This window comes from Rhodovulum viride (assembly GCF_003265965.1).
GTDB lineage: Bacteria > Pseudomonadota > Alphaproteobacteria > Rhodobacterales > Rhodobacteraceae > Rhodovulum > Rhodovulum kholense.
In genome coordinates this window covers 1-650 of sequence record NZ_MUAV01000146.1, presented here as the reverse complement: position 1 = coordinate 650, position 650 = coordinate 1, and the positions used below count along the sequence as shown (strand labels likewise).

General features: G+C 67.5%; 1 protein-coding gene. It reads right to left on the bottom strand.

Translation table 11 applies throughout. The features are described 5' to 3' along the window. Positions 1 to 650: methyl-accepting chemotaxis protein (locus BYZ73_RS21535; RefSeq protein WP_245943269.1), on the bottom strand; the 650-nt coding region annotated here is incomplete at both ends.

The window sequence follows — 650 nt, the reverse complement described above, 5'->3', positions numbered from 1 at the left end:
GCCTCCTGCTTCATCGTCACCGCGGCGGCGTTCGCCTCCTCGACCATGGCGGCGTTCTGCTGGGTGACCTTGTCCAGTTCGTTGATCCCGACATTGATCTCGCCAAGCCCCACAGACTGTTCCTGCGCGCCGGTCGCGATCTCGCCGATCAGCACGGCGATGTTGCTGACGCGCTCGACGATGTCGGTCAGCGCCTCGCCGGTCCGGTTCACCAGCGCCACGCCGGATTCGACCTGATCGGAACTGGACGAAATCAGCGTCTTGATCTCTTTCGCGGCCTCGGAGGACCGCTGGGCCAGCGCCCGCACCTCGGACGCCACGACCGCAAAGCCGCGGCCCGCCTCGCCCGCGCGCGCGGCCTCGACGCCGGCGTTCAGCGCCAGAAGATTGGTCTGGAAGGCGATGTCATCGATGACACCGATGATCTGGCTGATCCCGTCGGACGATTTCTTGATCTCGGACATCGCGCCGATCGCTTCCTTGACCACGAGGCCCGACTGTTCGGCATTGCCGCGCGCCTCGCGCACCACGTTTTCGACCTGGGCCGCGCCGTCGGCGGCGGCGCGCACGCTGGCGGTCATCTCGTCCATGGCGGCGGCGGTCTCTTCCAGCGTGGCGGCCTGGTTCTCGGTTCGGCGCGACAGGTCGTC